The organism is Agromyces sp. Y782 (assembly GCF_059445405.1).
On sequence record NZ_JCAIUG010000002.1, the window covers coordinates 408,490 to 425,472 of the forward strand.

Genomic DNA, 16,983 nt, shown 5'->3' on the forward strand with positions numbered 1-16,983 from the left:
AGTGCCACACGACGACCCGTCTTCGAACACCTCGGTGAAGGCACGTTCGGAGACCCGCCGCCCCTCGTTCTTCTGGCTCCTCGCCGGTATCGCGCTGCCGCCGCTGAACCTCGCGACCCGCTTCCGGTTCCATCACCCCGAGCGGATGCCGCAGTCCGGCGCCTTCGTGCTGGCGCCCAACCACTACAGCGAGATCGACCCGCTCGTGATGGGTGCCGCGGCATGGAAGCTCGGCCGCGCGCCGCGCTTCCTCGCGAAGGCGTCGCTGTTCAAGAACCCGGTGCTCGGCTGGCTGCTGCGCACCTCAGGGCAGATCCCCGTGGAGCGCGCGGGCAGCAAGAGCCACACGGCGCTGCGCGCGGCCGAAGAGCTCGTCGAGAAGGGGCGGCTGGTCGTCGTCTACCCTGAGGGTTCGCTGACTCGCGACCCCGAGCTGTGGCCGATGCGGGGCAAGACCGGCGCGGTGCGTATCGCACTCGAACGCGACATCCCGATCATCCCCGCGGCGCACTGGGGCACTCAGCGGCTCATGCCGCGGTACAGCAAGAAGATCAGCGTCTTCCCCCGCAAGACCATCGACGTCATCATCGGCGAACCGCTCGACCTCAGTGCGTACCGCGGCAAGCCGCTCGATCAGCGCACGCTGCTCGCGGCGACCGAGCAGCTTATGAACGCCATTGCGATGCTCCTCTCGGAGGTGCGTGATGAACCCGCTCCCGCGCAGCGCTGGGACCCGACGGCACACGGCCAGAAGGAGACGGGTCGCATTGAAGACTAGAACTCCCGCCCGGAAGACCGCAGGCAAGCGCGTCGCCGTACTCGGCGCGGGCAGTTGGGGCACCACCTTCGCGAAGATCCTCGCCGATGGCGGCGCCGACGTCGTCATCTGGGCCCGGCGCCCGGAACTCGCGCGGGAGATCCAAGAGGCCAAGCGCAACAGCGACTACCTCCCGGGGGTGAACCTGCCGCTCGGCCTGCGGGCGACGAGCCGTCTCGACCTCGCACTCGCCGGTGCCGAGCAGGTCTACATCTCGGTGCCGAGCCAGTCGCTGCGCGAGAACCTCACCACGATGGAGCCGCACTTGCACGCGGCATCCACGGTCGTTTCGCTCATGAAGGGCGTCGAGAAGTCGACGGGCAAGCGCATGAGCGAGGTCATCGCCGAGGTGCTGCGCATCGAACCCTCGCAGATCGCCGTGATCTCGGGGCCGAACCTCGCACTCGAGATCGCGAAGGAGCAGCCGACGGCGGCGGTCGTCTCATCGAGCAGCCTCGAGACGGCGCAGGCCGTGGCATCCGTCGCGACGAACCGCTACTTCCGCTCGTTCGTGAACACCGACGTGATCGGCACGGAGTTCGGCGGGGTGCTGAAGAACCTCATCGCCGTCGCTATCGGCATCGTCGACGGCGTCGGCTACGGCGAGAACACGAAGGCGTCGATCATCACTCGAGGTCTCGTCGAGATGACCGACTTCGCGGTCGCGTACGGCGCCCACCCCGAGACGCTGTCGGGGCTCGCGGGGCTCGGCGACCTCATCGCGACGAGCCAGTCGCCGCTCTCGCGAAACAACACGGCGGGCCGTCTGCTCGGCCAGGGCTATCACCTGAACGACGTCGTCAATCAGATGCAGCAGACCACAGAGGGGCTCGCATCCGTCGGGCCGATCCTCGAACTGGCGCGGGCGATGGGCGTCGACATGCCCATCGTCGAACAGGTGCGACAGGTGCTCGCGGGCACCCTCGACCCGAAGGACATCGCGCCCCACCTCACGACCGATGACGAGCCGCAAGGCGAAAGGACGATCGATGGACAAGCTCAGGGTGGTTCTCCTGTTCGGCGGGCGTTCCAGCGAGCACTCGATCAGCTGCGCCACGGCGGGCGGAGTGCTTCGGGCGATCGACCGTAGTCGCTACGAGGTGATCCCGGTCGGCATCACCCGTGACGGGGCGTTCGTACTGGAGTCCGACGACCCCGATCGCTTCGCGCTCGACCCGGCGCACTTGCCAGAGGTCGCCGACAACGGCAGCCGCGTGCATTGGCCCGAGAGCGCATCGTCGAGGGAGTTGCGGGTGACGGACACTTCGACGGGGCTCAGTGGAGCCGCCTCTTCACGCGAACGCTCTCTCGGCGACGTCGACGTGGTCTTCCCCATCCTGCACGGGCGGTTCGGCGAAGACGGCACGATCCAGGGGCTGCTCGAGCTGCTCGGTCTACCCTATGTCGGCAACGGCGTGCTCGCCTCGGCGATCGGCATGGACAAGCACTTCACGAAGACCGTACTCGAGGGCGCAGGCATCGCCGTGGCGCCGTGGGTCACGGCGACCCGGCCGGCATGGAACGAGGACCGTGAGCTCTGGGAGCGTCGCACCAAGGCGCTCGGCCTGCCCGTGTTCGTCAAGCCCGCCCGTGCGGGCTCATCCGTCGGCGTCACCAAGGTGAGCGACTGGGCGGGCCTCGACGACGCGCTCGAGGTCGCCTTCGCCGAAGACGGCACCGTGCTCGTCGAGGCTGCCGTGGTCGGCCGCGAGATCGAGTGCGGTGTGCTCGGCGGCGCCGGCGGAGCATCCGTTCGTGTGAGCGTCGCCGGCGAGGTCGTCGTCAGCGGCCGCGAGTTCTACGACTTCGACGCGAAGTACCTCGACGCCCCGGGCGTCGAGCTGATCTGCCCGGCAGATCTCGGCGACGGCGAGCTCTTCGAATTGCAGCGCATCGCGCGGCGGGCGTTCGAGGCGATCGGCGCCGAGGGACTCGCACGTGTCGACGTCTTCCTCACCGGTGAGGGGTACGTGGTCAACGAGATCAATACGATGCCGGGCTTCACTCCGATCTCGATGTTCCCGACGTGCTGGCAGCAGTCGGGACTCAGCTACACCGATCTGATCGCCGAACTGATCGATGGGGGCCACGCGCGCGGAAGCCGGTAACCCGCAGACCTCAGTTTCGGCAGGGTCAACCCGCAGACGTCAGTCGACGGGATCGTCGAGGGTCGTGCACGCGCCATCGGACGGGATCACGGAGACCGCTGCGGCGAGCTCGGTGATCACCGTCGTGCCCGAGACGACGTCGTTGTCGACGAGCACTTCGACGGCGGGCGTTCGCCCGTAGGTCGTGAACAGGTACTGCGGGGCCTCCGACTCGTCGATGACCCAGTCGACGCCGTCGACGCTGACGCAGCGGTCGGTGGTCGGGCCGGGTGCCTCCGCCCCGCAGCGCAGCACCACCGAAGCGGGCGTGCCCCAGGCTCCGGTGCCCTGGGCGTTCGTCTCGCGCTGCACCTGCTCGGCATCCGTGCCCTCGGCGAGCGAGTCGGGCAGTCGAACCACGACGGCGGCGCAGTCGGCATCACTCGCCTCGAGTGCGGTCTCGACCGGTACTGTCTGGCTGCACGCGGCGAGCACGAGCACCGAGGCCGCGGTGAGGGCCGCCGAGGCGAGTACTCGGAGCCGCAGGTGCGGTCGGGCGGACTGGGCTGACAGAGACATCCTGCTCAGGATATCGCGACTGAGCCGGCCGGAAACCGGGTGCCGCCCAGCTCCAGACAGACGCGGAAGATGCGTTTCGGGCGATCGAATGTCATGATGCTTACCAGCACGCCGCGATGCCCCACCCCGTTGGACCCCCTGAACGATCGCGGTGATCCCGAGCGCGGTGACCGAAACTACTCACCGACGAGCAATGGAGCACGAGTGAGTCGTCGAAGCGAGCGAGAGCAGAATAGGAAGCGGCGGCGACGCACGAACACCGTCATCGTCGCGGCGGTCGCGACCATCGCACTCGTCGGCGGCGTCGGGGCCGTCGGCACCGCGTGGGCCACCGGCGGACTCGGTGCCTGGCTCGATCCGGTCGTCGAGTGCACCGAGCCGGCCGAACTGACCGTCGTGGCCGACCCGGCGATCGCGGCAACGGTGCAAGCCGTCGCGGCCGAGTACGACGCGAGTGAGGCGGCGTGCTCGCACACCGAGGTGCAGGCGCAGGCGTCGGCCGACACTGCTGCCGTGCTCGCCTCCGGCAACGCGTCCGCGGTCGACGCGTGGATTCCGGACTCGCCGGTCTGGCTCGTGCGCATGTCGAGCATGGCGCGCTCCCTCGGTCGCCCCGTGCCCGACATCGCGCTCGAACGCTCGATCGCGACGAGCCCGGTGATCTTCGCCGCTCCCGTGAGCCGCGCCGAGGAGTTCACCGGCGTCGACCTCAGCTGGAAAGGGCTGCTGATCGACCAGTTCGACGCATTGCTGCCCGATCCCGAGGCATCGTCGGCCAGCCTGAGCGCGCTGCAGTCGCTTCAGGGAGAGGTGGACATCACCCAGCCGCGGCAGTTCCAGGACGCGATGTTCAGGCTCAACGGGGAAGTTCCCGCGAACGCCGACGCGGCGTTCGCGGCGCTCACTGTGAGCAAGCCCGGCACCGTGGCGATCGCCAGCGAGCAGCAAGTGGCCCTGCACAACCGCAAGGAGGGCGCCGAGCCGCTCGTCGCGCTCTACCCGAGCGATGGAAGCCTCGCACTCAGCTACCCGTTCCTTCGGCTCCTCGACGAGAGCGAGCTCGCCAAGAACCTGCCCGCCGAGGGTGAGGCACGCGCCGAACCCGATGCCGACAGCCTCGCGCTCGAGCTCCGTGCCCGCGAGCTCGGTGCACTGAAGATCGCCCTCTGGGAGGCGAGCACGCAATTCGCGACCGACGGCTTCCGCGACGGCAGCGGCGGCGGAAAACTCGAGCAGGACGGCGTGATCGAGACGCCGATCGAGGTGAACTCGGCCGCGGCATCCGCTCAGGTCGCGATTCTGCGCACCTGGGGCGTCGTGAGCGTGCGGTCGCGCATCCTCGCCGTGGTCGACCTCTCGGGGTCGATGGAGGAGCCGACCGTGTCCGGTCAGCGTCGCATCGATGTGCTCCAGCAGGCAGCAGCGACCACCATCGACCAATTCTCGGAGCAGGTCGACCTCGGCATGTGGGGGTTCTCCACACTTCGAGTCGGCGAGCAGGACTGGGAAGAGCTCGCGCCGATCGATCGCCTCTCCAACGACGCCCACAAGCAGCACATGAACGAGGTCATCGCCTCACTGCCGGCACGATTGGGCGGTGCGACGGGGCTCTACGACACCACGCTCGCGGCGGTGAAGAGCGTGCTCGAGACGTACGACCCCGCGAAGGTCAATTCGGTGCTGCTGCTCACCGACGGGCGCAACGAAGACGAGGTCGGCATCACGGGCGAACAACTGCTCGCCGAACTCGCAGCCCTGAACGACCCTGACAAGCCGGTGCCCGTGGTGCTCATCGGCATCGGCCCCGACACCGATATCGATGCGATGCGCAGGATCGCCGAGGCCACCGGCGGTGCCGCTTACTCCGCCGCCCGCCCCGAAGACCTGAGCGTGGTGCTCACCGACGCACTCTCGCAGCGGGCCTGCCGACCCAACTGCTGACGGCGCGCACGCTACCGTGAGGAGCATGCACGAGCCTCAGCCAGCGGACGCCGCGGCGCACTCTCGAACCGTCGGCGCGCTCGGCGAAGACGCGGTGCTCGGGTTGATCCTGCCGCGACTGCGGGCGGGCGACGCCGCACTCCTCGGCGCCGGCGATGACGCAGCGGTCGTTGCTGCGGCCGACGGGCGGTTCGTCGTGACCACCGACCTCATGGTGCACGGGCCCGACTTCCGTCTCGCGTGGTCGACCCCGTTCGAGCTCGGGTGGAAGGCGGCGGCCACGAACCTCACGGATGTCGCGGCGATGGGTGCCCGGCCGACCGCGCTCGTCGTGGCGATCGCCGCTCCGCCGTCGACGGAGGCGTCGGTGCTCGAGGGCATCGCGGATGGCCTCCGCGAGGCGCTCGCGGTGCTCGCGCCGGGTGCGGGCGTCGTCGGCGGCGACCTGTCGGCCTCGGCGGTGCTGACGATCGCGGTGACCGCTTTCGGCGACCTCGAGGGTCGTGCACCCGTGACCCGCAGCGGCGCCCGCCCCGGCGACGTCGTGGCGCACGCAGGCGCGCGCGGCGACGCCGCCCGCGGGCTCGCGCTGCTCTTCGCCGAGGCGACGGATGCCGCGGGCGCGCCCGATGCCGAGCTGGCCGAGTCGCTCCGCGCCCGGTATCCAGAGCTCATCGGCGCGCAGCTCGCGCCCTCCCCGCCGGTCGCGGCCGGGATCGTCGCAGCCGAGGCGGGGGCCACGGCGATGCTCGACGTCTCCGACGGGCTCGCTCGCGATGCCCGGCGCATCGCCGTGGCGAGCGGCGTCGGGTTCGACTTCTCGGCGGCCGCCCTCGGGCCGGACGTGCGGCTCGCGCTCGCGGGCGGGGAAGACCACGGGCTCCTCGCGACGTTCTCGCCCGACGCGGCGCTGCCCGAGCCGTTCGAGCGCATCGGCCGGGTCACAGCTGCCGCCGGGGAACTCTTCGTCGACGGAGTCGCGATCGACGCAGCCGGGTGGGATCCCTATTCCGGCTGGGATGGCCGATCGGGCTGACCGGCACCTGCTCCGTTCGCCGGGTCAGCCGGGTCAGCCGGGTCAGCCGGGTCAGCCGTGCTCGCCCACCAGAGGGTGGTCTCGCCGTAGTCGCGTCGGCGTTCAGGGGCGACGCCCGTCGGCCACCGAGGCTCGGGCGAGCGGGAGCTGCGCTCGAGCATCACGATCGCGTCCGGGGCGAGCAGGGGCGCGAGCAGCTCGAGATCTCGAGCGAGCGCGGCTTCGTCGAGCTCGTAGGGCGGGTCGATGAACGCGATGTCGACGCCCGCCGGCGCGCCGTCGAGATAGGCGGCCACCGCGCGCATGACGACCCGGATGTGCGGGGCGTGGTGGCCGCGCGTCGCCTTCAGGAGTGCTTCGGCGTTGGCGCGGCAGACGTCGGCGGCGGGTTTGGCGCGTTCGACGAGCACGACGTCTGTTGCGCCGCGGCTCGCCGACTCGAGCCCGAGCGCACCGGATCCGGCGTACAGGTCGAGCACTCGTGCGCCCTCGAGGGCGTCTCGTGCCTCGAGGGCGGAGAAGATCGCCTCGCGCACCCGGTCGCTCGTCGGACGGGTGCCGGAACGCGGCACCCGGAGGGTCAGGGAGCCGGCGAATCCGGCGATGATGCGGGTCATGCTCTCGGCAGCATAACGGGCGCCCCATTGCGCTGCCATGATGGGAGGGTGGATGACTCGACCGACCAGGTGCCCGCCGAACCGTCCCGACACCGGGGCGCCGAACAGCAGATGATCGACCGACTCTGGGATTTCAGCGACCCAGTGGCCAGTGAAGAGCGGTTCCGGGAGGCCGCCGACGACGACGAGGGGAATTCCGCGCACGTGCGCGCCGTGATGACGACCCAGCTTGCGCGGGCGCTCGGCATCCAAGGGCGGCTCGCCGACGCGCTCGCCGTGCTCGACACGGTCGCGTCCGGTCTCCCCTCCGACGATGCCGAGGCGGATGCCGCGGAGTTGCGGGCGCGGGTGGCCATCGAGCGAGGCCGGCTCGCGGCATCGGATGCCCGCCCTGCCGACGCTGTGCCCGAGCTCACCCGTGGCGTTCGCGAGGCCGCGCTCGCGGGCTCGCCGTTCCTCGTGCTCGACGCGCTGCACATGCTCGCCCTCAACGATGTCGGGCACGAGGAGGAGTGGGCAGCCGAGGGATTCGACGTGCTCGCCGGTGTGCGGGACGCCCGAGTGCGCCGTTGGGGGGTCGCACTGCACAACAACCTCGGCTGGACCCTGCACGACGGCGGACGCGCCGAGGCGGCGCTCTCGCACTTCGAGCAGGCCGTCGAGGCGGCGGATCGCTACGGCACGGCCGAGCAGCGCCATGTCGCCCGTTGGTCGGTCGCGCGGTGCCTGCGCAGCGTCGGTCGCACCGACGAAGCACTCGCGATGCAGCGCGAACTCGGGGCGGCCCGCCCCGCCGACCCGTACGTGCAGGCCGAGCTCGCCGCGCTGACGGAGGCGGAGCCTACGATCGAGGCATGACCGATGGTGCAGCTGTGACCGGGGGCGGCGAGGCCGCCCCGGGCGCGTTCACCCTCGACTCCAAGCTCTCGGGAGCGCTCGGCGGTCGCACGGCGCAGGCGTTCGAGCGCGGCTTCGGCCACCGCACGGTCGGCGACCTCCTCGCCCACTACCCGCGTCGGTATGCGATGCGCGGCGAGCTGACCGCGCTCGAGTCGCTGCCGCTCGACGAGAACATCACGATCATCGCCGAGGTGATCGAGGTCGGCGAGCGTTCGATGCGCGCACGGCGCGGTTCGATCGTCGAGGCGAAGATCACCGACGGCACGGGTGTGTTGACCCTCACGTTCTTCAACCAGCGCTGGCGGGCCGCCGACCTGCGCCCCGGGCGGCGGGGCATCTTCGCCGGCAAGGTGAGCGACTACAAGGGCCAGCGTCAGCTCGCGCACCCCGACTACGAGTTGTTCGACGACGCCACGCCGGTCGAAGCGGGCGACGCCGCGGCCAAGCGATGGGCTGAGGCGCCGATCCCGATCTACCCTGCGACGGGCACCATCGCCAGCTGGCAGATCGCGAAGGCCGTCGCGCTCGTGCTCGACGGACTCGCACCGCTCGACGACCCGCTCCCGTCGAGCGTGCGGCAGGCGAAGTCGCTGCTCGGTCATCGTGACGCACTCGAATCGGTGCATCGACCCGAACGCGACGGCGACTGGAAGAACGCACGGCGCACCCTGCGCTTCACCGAGGCGTTCGTCTTGCAGACGGCGCTGCTCGAGCGGCGTGCAGAGCTCCGGACGCACACGACGGCAGCCCGGCATCCGGTGCCCGGCGGGCTGCTCGAGCGCTTCGACGCCGCGCTGCCGTTCACTCTCACCGGCGACCAGAACGAGGTCGGCGCCGAGATCGCGCACGACCTCGGCGAACCGGTGCCGATGAACCGGTTGGTGCAGGGCGAGGTGGGCTCGGGCAAGACCGTCGTCGCCTTGCGGGCGATGCTCGCCGTCGCCGATTCCGGTGGGCAGTCGGCTCTGCTCGCACCGACCGAGGTGCTCGCCGGCCAGCACTTGCGTTCGATCGCGAAGATGCTCGGCCCAGACCTCGCCGCCGAACTCGTGCCGACCCTGCTCACCGGCCAACTGCCGGTCGCGGAGCGCAAGAAGGCCATGCTCCGCGCCGCGGCAGGGCAGTCGCGCGTCGTCGTGGGCACGCACGCCCTGCTCGGAGACAACGTCTCGTTCGCCGATCTCGGCCTCGTGGTGGTCGACGAGCAGCACCGTTTCGGCGTCGAGCAGCGTGAGGCGTTGCGCCTGAAGGGCCGAAACCCGCCGCACGTGCTCGTGCTCACGGCGACGCCGATTCCGCGCACCGTCGCGATGACGGTGTTCGGCGACCTCGACGTGTCGACGATCCGCGAGCTGCCGGCCGGGCGCGCAGGCATCACCTCGCAGGTCGTGCCGCTCGCGATCCGGCCGACCTGGCGCCCGCGCATCTGGGAACGGCTCGCCGAAGAGATCGGTCAGGGGCGCCAGGCCTTCGTCGTGTGCCCCGCGATCGAGGCGAAGGTCGTCGAAGAGGCGGGCGCCGGTGCCGAGGGGCCGGGCGACGAGGGCTCTGCGGATGCCGCGGGGCCCGTCGCATCCGTCACCGCGGTGCTCGCAGAGCTGCGCGCCGACCCCCGGTTCGCCGACGTTCGCATCGCACCCCTGCACGGTCGCATGTCGGCCGAGGAGAAAGACACCACGATGCGTGCATTCGCAGCGGGCGAGCTCGACGTGCTCGTCGCGACGACGGTCATCGAGGTCGGCGTCGACGTGCCGAACGCGAGCGCGATGGTGGTGGTCGACGCCGACCGCTTCGGCGTCTCGCAGTTGCACCAGCTGCGCGGCCGGGTCGGCCGTGGCAGCGTGCCCGGGCTGTGCCTGCTCGTGACGTCGGCCGTGCCGGGGTCCCTCGCACTGCAGCGTGTCGAGGCGGTCGCGGCGACCCTCGACGGTTTCGAGCTCGCCCAGGCAGACCTCGAACTGCGGCAGGAGGGCGACGTGCTGGGCGCCACGCAATCGGGTGGCCGTTCGTCGCTGAAGCTGCTCAGGGTCGCCCGCGACGGCGACCTCATCGCCGAGGCGCGAGAACTCGCGCAGGAGCTGCTGGCGAGCAGCGACGGACTCGCTGACCATCCTGCGCTCGCCGCCGCCGTTCGCCGACGTCTCGACGAGGAGGCGAGCGGCTACCTGAGCAAGGGCTGAGACTCTCCACAGCCCCTCACGCAGTGGCATCCGGGCAGTACGCTGTTGCGTATGCAGCGGATCGCCGTCGTCCCAGGATCGTTCGACCCCGTCACGCTCGGCCATCTCGACGTCATCGGGCGAGCGGCTGGGCTCTACGACGAGTTGCACGTCGTCGTCGTGCACAACCCCGACAAGACGGCGCTGCTGCCGATCGCGCAGAGGGTCGCGCTCATCGAGAGCTCGATCACCGAGGCCGGCATCGAGGGCCGCATCGTCGTGGCGTCGTGGAGCATGGGTCTCCTCGTCGACTACTGCACCGACGTGGGCGCATCGGTGCTCGTGAAGGGCGTGCGATCGCAACTCGACGTCGGGTACGAGACGCCCATGGCGATCGTCAACCGGCATCTCGCCGGGGTCGAGACGGTCTTCCTCTTGCCCGACCCCGCGAACGCGCACGTGTCGAGTTCGCTCGTGCGACAGGTGTCGGCCCTCGGCGGCGACGTCGCACCCTATGTGCCGGCCGTCGTCGCCGACTACCTGCAGGCGGCGACGACACCATGACCGAAACCACCGCCGTCGCGGCGAAGATGGGCATCGACGAGGTCGGCGCGCGCGCCGCCACGATCGTGCAGAACGTCGAGACGGTCATCGCCGGCAAGCGCGACGCCGTGACCAGTTCGCTGACCGTGCTGCTCGCCGAGGGGCATCTGCTCATCGAAGACGTTCCGGGTGTCGGCAAGACGATGCTTGCGAAGACCCTCGCCCGCTCGGTCGACGCGACCGTCAGCCGCATCCAATTCACCCCCGATCTGCTGCCGAGCGATGTCACCGGCGTCTCGGTGTTCGATCAGGCGAGCCGGCGGTTCGAGTTCAAGCACGGGCCCGTGTTCGCCAACATCGTGATCGGCGACGAGATCAACCGGGCGAGTCCGAAGACGCAGTCTGCACTTCTCGAGTGCATGGAGGAGCGCCAGGTCACCGCCGACGGCACGACCTACCTTCTCGAACCGCCGTTCACCGTCGTCGCGACGCAGAACCCCGTCGAGATGGAGGGCACCTATCCGCTGCCCGAGGCCCAGCGCGACCGGTTCATGGCCCGGATCTCCATGGGGTATCCGTCGTCGGCCGATGAACTCGCCATGCTCTCGACCCGCGAGACGTCGAGTCCGCTCGACGACCTCGAGCCGGTCGTGACGCTCGTAGAGCTCCGCGGCATGATCGAGGCAGTGCAGCACGTGTTCACCTCGCAGCCGGTCAAGGAATACGCCGTCGATCTCGCGCGAGCCACGCGCGACGACCGTCAGCTGAGGCTCGGCGCGAGCCCGCGGGCCACGTTGCAACTCATCCGCGCCGCGAAGGCGCACGCCGCGATGCACGGTCGCGACTTCGTGTTGCCCGACGACGTCGACGCGCTCGCGGTGCCCGTGCTCGCCCACCGTCTCGTGCCGACGAGCCGCGCGATCGGGGCGCACGACCGTGACAGCGGGCCGCTCATCGACGCCATCGTGCGCCGCATCGTGGGGGAGACGCCGGTTCCGGTCGGCAGCGCGCGAAGGAACTGACATGTGGCGCCCCCGCTCCGTTCGAGTCGCGACCTGGCCGCGACTCACTCCGCGGGGCGCCACGCTCGTGATCGTCGGGGTGCTGCTGCTCGCCGTGTCCCTGTGGTTCGACCTGCGCGACATCCTCGTGCTCGCCTTCGTCGGCATCGCGATGCCGGTCGTCGCGGCCCTCTTCGTCACGATGCGAAAGCCCCGACTCGCCGTCACCCGGCGATTCACGCCGCCAGTCGTGGCCGCAGGGGGGTCGACGCTGGTGTCGCTCGTCGTGAAGAACCGCTCGCGCCGCACGTTCGACGGTGCCCACTGGCGCGACGGTGTGCCCGCGATGCTGACCGCACCGGCCGAGGCGATCCTCCCGGCGATCGGGCCGCATGAGTCGATGCTGCCGGCCGGGGACGACACGGTTCGTCTCGAATACCGGCTCCGGATGCCGCGGCGGGGCGTGTACCAGATCGGCCCGTTGCGGGTCGTCATCGCCGACCCGTTCGGCCTCGCGCGCATCGACCGAGACGTGGGAAACGGTCACGAGGTGGCCGTGACGCCGCGGGTCACCCCGCTCGACGCCGCGCTCGGTTCGGCGGCGAGCGTCGACGGCGTGCTCAACGGCCTGCAGCGACGCACTCACCCCAACTCCGACGAGCTCATCGCCCGCGAGTACCGGTACGGCGATCCGCTTCGCCGGGTGAACTGGGCTGCGACCGCACGCCGCGGCGAGCTCATGGTGCGCGAAGAGGAGCAGCGCGGTGATCCCGAAGCGCGCATCATCCTCGATACGACGCTCGCCGGGCGGCCGAAGACGTCGGTACTCCGGCGCGACGGCGACGTCGGCCCGCACTTCGGATTCGAGCTCGGCGTCGAGATCGCCGCCTCGATCGGGATGCATCTGTTGGAGCGCGGGTTCCGGGTGCGCTGCGATCGCGTCGACGACCCCGAGCGCAGCCTGCTCTCCGAGGAATCCGGGGCCGGGTACCGGATGCCGGGCGGCGATCGCATGCTGCTCGAAGACTTGGCGCGTCTCGACGGTCCGCCCAGGCATACGAACGCACGCGAGGCGGCGCAGTCGTCGTCGTCGGAGTCGGGGCCGCGGGGCCGTGACGCGCGCATGCCGGGCTTCGCGGTGCTCGTCGACCCCGACGAGCATGATGCGCGTACCCTCGTGGCACTCCGAACGACATTCGAGCCGGCCGTCGTGTTCGTCACCGAGGGTGTCGGCGCCGGCATCACCGATGCGTTGGAGAAGGCCGACTGGCGCGTTGTACGGGTGCGACGGGCCGCCGACATCGGTGCAGCATGGTCGGGCACGACGCTCCCGGCGCGGTCCGGCCCGAGCCGATCGGCATCGCGGCGCGACGGTGAAGGGTTGGGGGTGAACGATGCGCCCTGACCCCGTTCCCCTGTCGCGGGCGCAGCAGCTCGCGCTGACCGCAGCATCGTTCCTGCTGCTCGCGATCGCCGCGATGGCGCTCGGTCCGCTGATCGCCGGCAGCGGCTGGTGGTGGCTCTGCGCGTTCATCGCGGCGGGCACGCTCTTCTCCGGCACCGCGCTCCGCGCAGTGCGCACCCCTGCCTCGCTCGTGCCGGTACTCGAGCTCGTGGTGCTCCTGCTGCTGCTCACGCTCGTCTTCGGCGGATCCACGAGCATCGCGCTCATCGTTCCGACGCAGGGCACCTTCGAGACCTTCGGAGGGCTCCTGTCAGGCGCGCAGCGAACCATCGAACAGCAGTCGGTGCCCGCCGTTCCCGTGCCCCCGCTGCTCTTCGCACTGGCGCTCGGCGTCGGAGGGTTGGCGGTACTCACCGACGTGCTCGTGCAGACACTCCGCATGCCGGCGCTCGCCGCGGCGCCCGTGCTCGTACCGATCCTCGTTCCGGGCTTCATCATCGAGGCGGGCGCCGAGGCACCGACGCTCGTGCTCACGGCGGCCGCATACCTGTTCCTCCTCCGCGTCGATGTGCGGGTGCGGCGCCGGGCTCGATTGATGACGGTCGACGAGGGCGAGAACGTCGCAACGATCGTGCCGCCGAAGCGCGTGCCGATCGTCTCGACGTTCGGTGTCTCCCTCGGACTCGCGGCCGTCGGCCTGCTCGCCGCCTCGGTGCTGGCCGCGTCGACCCCGAGTGTGTCGACGAGCCTGCTGCTCGGCTCGCCGAGCCAGGGCACCCTCTTCGCCCGCGGGGTGAGCCCGTTCATCGACCTCGGGCGAGACCTCCGGCGCCCAGAGTCGCGGCCGGCGTTCCACTACTTCGCACGCGACGCAGACCGCCCGTACTTCACCCTTCTCACCCTCGATCGCTTCGAGGGCGAGGTATGGGGCGCGACCGATGCGGCCGTCGACGGCGACAACACCGTCGACGCGATGCCGCGCCCAGACGGTCTCTCCGATGACGTGGCGACCTCGGAGCATCCGATCGAGGTGGTCGTCGACGAGGTGCGCACCACGTGGTTGCCGGTGCCGTATCCTTCAGCTCGCATCGAGGGATTGAGCGGCTCGTGGTTCTGGGACGCCGACAGCCTCGCTGTACGCAGCGTCGACGCGAACACCGGCGGCCAGCGCTACCGGGTCACGAGACTCGAGGTCGACCCCACGGTCGATCAGCTGCGCAATGCGGAGCGGGAGCTGCCGCCCGAGATCGACCGGTATCTCGAGCTGCCCGATGAGATTCCGTCGGTGATCGCCGAGACCGCGGCCGTGGTCGCGTCGAACGCGGCCTCGCCCTATGACGCGGCAGTGGCGATCCAGGCCTACCTGCGGTCGAGCCAGTTCGACTATTCGACCGAGGCGCCGGTGGCCGACGGGTACGACGGCGGCGGGTTCGACGTCATCGCCGAATTCCTCGAGACGAAGGCGGGCTACTGCGTGCACTTCGCCTCGACCATGGCGGTGCTTGCTCGCGAGGTCGGCATCCCCTCGCGCATCTCCCTCGGTTACACCCAGGGCACGCCCATGCAGGAGCGGGTCGACGGTGTGCAGCGAGTCGAAGTCGACTCCCACGACCTGCATTCCTGGCCCGAACTGTACTTCGAGGGTGTCGGTTGGGTGCCCTTCGAGCCGACGCCGGGGCGAGGCAGCGTGCCTGAGTACTCGCGGCCGGGCGCGGGTGAAGAATCGGGCGCGACGGCGCCGAGTGTCGCACCGTCCACCCCGGGCGCGAGCGGTCGTCCCGAACTCGACCCCGACCGCGATCTGGCCGGGCAGGGTGGCGACGCGCTCGCTGCGAACTCATGGTGGCAGCGCGGCGTGCCGGTCGCGCTCGTCGTGGCGCTCGTGCTGCTCCTGCCCGCGGCGCTGAGGCTCGGCCAGCGCTGGAGCCGACGCCGTCGCGTGGCCAATGGTGAGCGACCGGCGGATGCCGCGTGGGACGAGGTGATCGCCACCGCGCGTGATCTCCGCGTCGGAGGTGACACCGCCGAGACGCCACGAGCCTTCACGGCGGCGCTCGCCGAGCGTGACGGGTTCGCCGATCCCCGATCCGCGGCCGCACTCGTCGCGCTGCGCGACGCGGTCGAACGCGAGAGATACGGGCCTGGCGGCGAGACCGCGGAATCCGGCAGCACGCTGCTCGACGACCTCTCGCTCGTTCGCGCGGCACTCGTGACCGACTCGACACCGGGCGCGCGTGTGCGGGCTGTGCTCGCACCGAGGTCGCTCTTCGAGGGGGCGCGGCGCGCGTTCGGCGAACGCCCATCCGCCGACGCGTAGAATCGTCGATCGTGGCCATCAAGTATTCCCCCTATCGCGTCAACGTGCGCGACCTCGTCAACCGTCCCGGCGAGATGCGCGAGCACCCCTTCATCGTCGCCGTCGACGAGCAGATGGGCGAGGGACTCGTGGCGGTACGCCCCGGCTCGGAGCTCGATCTCGAGGTGCGCCTCGAGTCGGTGCACGAGGGCATCCTCGTCTCAGCCGAGATCGACGCCGTCGCCGAGGGGGAGTGCGGTCGATGCCTCATCGACATCGCCCTTCCGGTCGAAGTCGAGTTCCAGGAGCTCTTCGGGTATCATTCTGGGGAAGCCATCGAGTATGAGGTTCAAGACGACCACGTGGATCTTGAACCACTCATCCGCGATGCGGTAGTGCTGGCACTGCCGTTCCAGCCGGTGTGCCGACCGGATTGCCCGGGTCTCGACCCCGAGACAGGGCTCCGACTGGCCGATCATCCGGAACTCGTCACCCCTGAGCACAGCGACCTACGTTGGGCCGCGCTCTCGGGGTTCGAGGCTTCCGAAGACAACGGCTCGGATGCCGCATCCGGCGCCGACCAGCAGAGAGAAGAGAGATAGTCATGGCTGTTCCCAAGCGGAAGAAGTCACGCGCCCGAACCCACATGCGCCGTGCGCAGTGGAAGGCCGAGGTCCCCACGCTCGTCAAGACCGTCGAGAACGGCAAGGTCACCTACAGCCTTCCGCACCGCGCGAAGGTCGTCGAGGATGCTGCGGGCACCCCGCTGTTCCTCGAGTACAAGGGCCGCAAGGTCGCCGACGTCTAGTCGGCCCCAGACTCCCGAACGACCGGTCGTGACGCGAACGGAGCTCACCGGGGCAGAGGATCGAACACTCGAGGCGCTGCAGCAGCGATTGCAGATCTCGATCGATCCGGCCCTGCTCGGCCTCGCGCTCACGCACCGGTCTTTCGCGTACGAGAACGGCGGAATCCCGACCAATGAGCGCCTGGAATTCCTGGGCGACTCGATTCTCGGGCAGGCCGTGACGGTCAAGCTCTTCCGCGACCACCCCGACCTCGACGAGGGCGAGCTCGCCAAACGGCGTGCGAGCCTCGTTTCGAGCGTCGCGCTGGCCGAGGTCGGCCGTGCGATCGGCATCGGGCCGTACGTGCGATTGGGTCGCGGCGAGACGATGACCGGCGGTGCCGACAAGCCCTCGATCCTCGCCGACACCGTCGAGGCGATCATCGGTGCCGTTTACCTCGATGCCGGCGGCGACGCCGCAACGGAGCTCGTGCTGCAGTTCGTCGCTCCGCTCATGCAAGACCCCACCCGCTTCGGCGCGGCCATGGATCCGAAGACGAGCCTGCAGGAGATCGCAGCCCGGCGGGGTGCCGCTGCCCCGGTGTACCGGGTCGCCGAGAGCGGTCCCGATCACAACAAGCACTTCATCGCGACCGTCGTCGTCGGCGACCTCGTCGAGGCGAAGGGCGAGGGGTCGAGCAAGAAGCAGGCCGAGATGGCCGCCGCGCTCGAGGCGTGGACCCGCCTGAACACGCGCTGACCCCGGCGAGCCGCTCCTGCTCGACCAGGCGCTGCCCGAACGCCGAACGGCATAC

Annotated in this window: 16 protein-coding genes; 14 read left to right on the forward strand and 2 right to left on the reverse strand. The window is 70.1% G+C overall.

Annotated features, from left to right (window positions below; translation table 11 throughout):
* The first annotated feature begins 1 nt into the window (after position 1).
* The 3 genes from AC1C2S_RS16100 to AC1C2S_RS16110 are packed head-to-tail and all read left to right on the forward strand — an operon-like array spanning position 2 to position 2,925.
* Positions 2-778, forward strand: coding sequence for a lysophospholipid acyltransferase family protein (locus tag AC1C2S_RS16100; protein ID WP_495353614.1), 777 nt, complete (start codon positions 2-4; stop codon positions 776-778).
* The gene (locus AC1C2S_RS16105; protein ID WP_495353615.1) at positions 768-1,907 is read left to right on the forward strand and encodes an NAD(P)H-dependent glycerol-3-phosphate dehydrogenase; all 1,140 of its coding nucleotides are present in this window, start codon (positions 768-770) and stop codon (positions 1,905-1,907) included. Before AC1C2S_RS16100 ends, AC1C2S_RS16105 begins: the two co-directional genes overlap by 11 nt.
* Positions 1,807-2,925: a D-alanine--D-alanine ligase family protein gene (locus AC1C2S_RS16110; protein ID WP_495353616.1), complete on the forward strand. Its 1,119-nt coding sequence runs from the start codon at positions 1,807-1,809 to the stop codon at positions 2,923-2,925. The genes AC1C2S_RS16105 and AC1C2S_RS16110 overlap by 101 nt, the downstream gene beginning before the upstream one ends.
* Positions 2,926-2,964: 39 nt before the next feature.
* On the opposite strand, the gene AC1C2S_RS16115 is transcribed toward AC1C2S_RS16110, so the two are convergent.
* Positions 2,965-3,483, reverse strand: coding sequence for a DUF3515 family protein (locus tag AC1C2S_RS16115; RefSeq protein WP_495353617.1), 519 nt, complete (start codon positions 3,481-3,483; stop codon positions 2,965-2,967).
* Positions 3,484-3,687: 204 nt separating this feature from the next.
* Here AC1C2S_RS16115 and AC1C2S_RS16120 point away from each other — a divergent pair, with 204 nt between their 5' ends.
* Together AC1C2S_RS16120 and thiL are read left to right on the forward strand one after the other, a co-directional pair.
* Positions 3,688-5,424, forward strand: a complete 1,737-nt coding sequence (locus AC1C2S_RS16120; protein WP_495353618.1) for a VWA domain-containing protein — start codon at positions 3,688-3,690, stop codon at positions 5,422-5,424.
* A gap of 25 nt (positions 5,425-5,449) precedes the next feature.
* Positions 5,450-6,460, forward strand: coding sequence for a thiamine-phosphate kinase (gene thiL, locus AC1C2S_RS16125; protein ID WP_495353619.1), 1,011 nt, complete (start codon positions 5,450-5,452; stop codon positions 6,458-6,460).
* On the opposite strand, the gene AC1C2S_RS16130 is transcribed toward thiL, so the two are convergent.
* Complete coding sequence (locus AC1C2S_RS16130; protein WP_495353620.1) at positions 6,430-7,077, reverse strand: RsmD family RNA methyltransferase; 648 nt, start codon at positions 7,075-7,077, stop codon at positions 6,430-6,432. The two genes, thiL and AC1C2S_RS16130, sit on opposite strands and share 31 nt — an antisense overlap.
* Positions 7,078-7,125: 48 nt before the next feature.
* On the opposite strand from AC1C2S_RS16130, the gene AC1C2S_RS16135 reads away from it, so the two are divergent.
* Genes AC1C2S_RS16135 through rnc form a run of 9 tightly spaced genes read left to right on the forward strand, consistent with a single transcriptional unit; the run spans position 7,126 to position 16,928 of the window.
* Positions 7,126-7,935: a tetratricopeptide repeat protein gene (locus AC1C2S_RS16135; RefSeq protein WP_495353621.1), complete on the forward strand. Its 810-nt coding sequence runs from the start codon at positions 7,126-7,128 to the stop codon at positions 7,933-7,935.
* Entirely contained in the window at positions 7,932-10,157 is a 2,226-nt protein-coding gene (locus tag AC1C2S_RS16140; protein WP_495353622.1) for an ATP-dependent DNA helicase RecG, read from the forward strand. The genes AC1C2S_RS16135 and AC1C2S_RS16140 overlap by 4 nt, the downstream gene beginning before the upstream one ends.
* Before the next feature lie 51 nt (positions 10,158-10,208).
* Entirely contained in the window at positions 10,209-10,700 is a 492-nt protein-coding gene (gene coaD, locus AC1C2S_RS16145) for a pantetheine-phosphate adenylyltransferase (RefSeq protein ID WP_495353623.1), read from the forward strand.
* On the forward strand, positions 10,697-11,701 hold the full coding sequence (locus tag AC1C2S_RS16150; protein WP_495353624.1) for an AAA family ATPase: 1,005 nt from the start codon (positions 10,697-10,699) through the stop codon (positions 11,699-11,701). The genes coaD and AC1C2S_RS16150 overlap by 4 nt, the downstream gene beginning before the upstream one ends.
* Before the next feature lies 1 nt (position 11,702).
* Positions 11,703-13,085 (forward strand): DUF58 domain-containing protein, encoded by a 1,383-nt coding sequence (locus tag AC1C2S_RS16155; protein ID WP_495353625.1) that lies wholly within the window; start codon positions 11,703-11,705, stop codon positions 13,083-13,085.
* On the forward strand, positions 13,075-15,402 hold the full coding sequence (locus tag AC1C2S_RS16160; protein WP_495353626.1) for a transglutaminase TgpA family protein: 2,328 nt from the start codon (positions 13,075-13,077) through the stop codon (positions 15,400-15,402). Before AC1C2S_RS16155 ends, AC1C2S_RS16160 begins: the two co-directional genes overlap by 11 nt.
* A gap of 11 nt (positions 15,403-15,413) precedes the next feature.
* Entirely contained in the window at positions 15,414-15,983 is a 570-nt protein-coding gene (locus AC1C2S_RS16165) for a YceD family protein (RefSeq protein ID WP_495353627.1), read from the forward strand.
* 2 nt (positions 15,984-15,985) lie between these two features.
* Positions 15,986-16,189: a 50S ribosomal protein L32 gene (gene rpmF, locus AC1C2S_RS16170; protein WP_495353628.1), complete on the forward strand. Its 204-nt coding sequence runs from the start codon at positions 15,986-15,988 to the stop codon at positions 16,187-16,189.
* 28 nt (positions 16,190-16,217) lie between these two features.
* Positions 16,218-16,928, forward strand: a complete 711-nt coding sequence (gene rnc / locus AC1C2S_RS16175; RefSeq protein WP_495353629.1) for a ribonuclease III — start codon at positions 16,218-16,220, stop codon at positions 16,926-16,928.
* Positions 16,929-16,983: the final 55 nt, after the last annotated feature.